Origin of the sequence: Streptomyces sp. SM11 (assembly GCF_002910905.1) — a bacterium.
Lineage (GTDB): Bacteria > Actinomycetota > Actinomycetes > Streptomycetales > Streptomycetaceae > Streptomyces.
Genome location: NZ_NEUE01000096.1, coordinates 1 through 1,661, shown reverse-complemented (window position 1 = coordinate 1,661; position 1,661 = coordinate 1). Strand labels below are relative to the sequence as shown.

Annotated in this window: 1 protein-coding gene and 2 pseudogenes; 1 reads left to right on the top strand and 2 read right to left on the bottom strand. The window is 69.8% G+C overall.

All coding sequences use genetic code 11. From position 1 onward, the window contains the following. Both B9S58_RS06130 and B9S58_RS37815 read right to left on the bottom strand, forming a co-directional pair. A pseudogene (locus B9S58_RS06130) lies at nt 1–498 on the bottom strand (ISAzo13 family transposase); the annotation flags it as partial. Between the two features lie 53 nt (nt 499–551). After that, nucleotides 552–950, bottom strand: a complete 399-nt coding sequence (locus B9S58_RS37815) for a hypothetical protein (RefSeq protein ID WP_181009201.1) — start codon at nt 948–950, stop codon at nt 552–554. Nucleotides 951–989: 39 nt separating this feature from the next. Here B9S58_RS37815 and B9S58_RS06120 point away from each other — a divergent pair. Next, a pseudogene (locus tag B9S58_RS06120) lies at nt 990–1,646 on the top strand (transposase family protein); the annotation flags it as partial. Nucleotides 1,647–1,661 lie beyond the last annotated feature (15 nt).

Genomic DNA, 1,661 nt, shown 5'->3' with positions numbered 1-1,661 from the left:
CTGCCCGTCCCGGTCCGAGTGCTGGGCGCCTTCGACGGTCTTGGCATTGCCTTGGAGGCTGAACCCGTCCTCGCGCAACACGGCCGCCACCGTGTCCGCCGAGACCCGGTGGCCCTGCCGGGTCAGCTCGGCGGCCAGCTGCCGCGTCGACTTCACCGTCCACCGCAGCGGCGACATCGGATCGCCGCGCACGTCCGGCTCCACCAAGGCCAGCAGCGCGGGCCGCAGTCCCGGATCCAGGTCCACCGCCCGTTTGCGGCCCCCGCCCGCCCGGCGGACCCGCCCCAACAGCACCTCACCGGACTCCAGTTCAGCAACCCCGCGCGACACAGTCCCCTCACGCACCCCCGCCGCACGGGCCACGGCCCGGATGCCGCCATGCCCCAGCGACCGCGCTTCGGCCCCTATGGCCAGCCGACGCTGACGCTCGTCCAAGTGCGGAAACAGCGCCTGAAACTTCACCGCCAGGGCGGTCTCGATCCCCTCCGGTCTCCCCATACCACAACAACGAGGCTCGACACGGAAGCGACGGCTTGTTTCCCGGCAGGCCCTTAGCGTTTCTGCAGGTCACGCAAGGGGTTCTTCGTCGGCGTGATGGCCGCGTAGCGGCCTGTGCGAACTCTCTTAATCATTCCTCTCTCGGTCCAGCGGGCGAGTTGTCGGTAGGTGGCCACGAGGGTGACGTCGCCCAAGAGCTCGGCGATCTCCCTTGAGCGCCACAGCCGTTCCGGTTCGGTCTGCAAGATGCCCAGGACACGTGTCATGCGGTCGCTGCTCCGGCCGGGACCGACGTACTGGGGGACGGTGGCAGTGGGCAGTGCGGCGTGCGGAGCGGGGGGCTCGAGGATGGTGATGTCGAGGTCGGTGACGGTGCGGCTGGTATCGGGGCGGCCGTCCATCTGCCGTTCGCTGTAGCGGGACATCGGGGATTTGACCTTGCGGGTGCTCACGCGTGGCCGCCGGGGAGGGAGCAGGCCGGCCAGGACCCGGTCGACAGCATCGCGGCGACCACTACCCGCACCGGCCTCACGGTCCGGGCCGAACTCGACACCACCGCCTATGAGACAGGAGTGAGGGTCAGTGACGGGCAGATGACCGCCCTGCCGCTGAACCGCCACGACTGGCACGGCGACTGGAACTACACCCTCCGCCCCGAGGAGCACAGTCGGGACGGAATCCCTCCGATCCTGCCCCAGCTCCAGCCCGGCCCCGGCCGCGCCTGGCTGGTCCACCCGGCTCTGACCGGCATGGACCAGCACCAGTGGGACCAGCTCGTCGGCGAGCTGGCGGCAGCCCGCATGGCCCAGAGAGAAGAAGATCTCCACCAGCGGCGCGGCGGTGACCGGCAGAAGACTCCGGCCGTCGGCCTCTACACCGGCCGACGCCCCGGCCTCACCCTCGTCGACCGGCTCCTGGCCACCCTCCTCTACGAGCGGCTCGGGCTCCCGCAGGTCGTCATCGCCCGCCTCTTCGCGGTCGCACCCCAGACCATCAACCGGCGCATCCGCAAAACCCACCAACTCCTCGACGAGATCGGGCACGTCATCGCCCCGGCCGAGCACCGCCTCGCCACCCTGGACGACCTCGCAGACCTCGCCGCACACCTCGGCATCACCCCAACACCAAAGATCAAGACAGCGAGTTGATAATCGGCAGGCCCT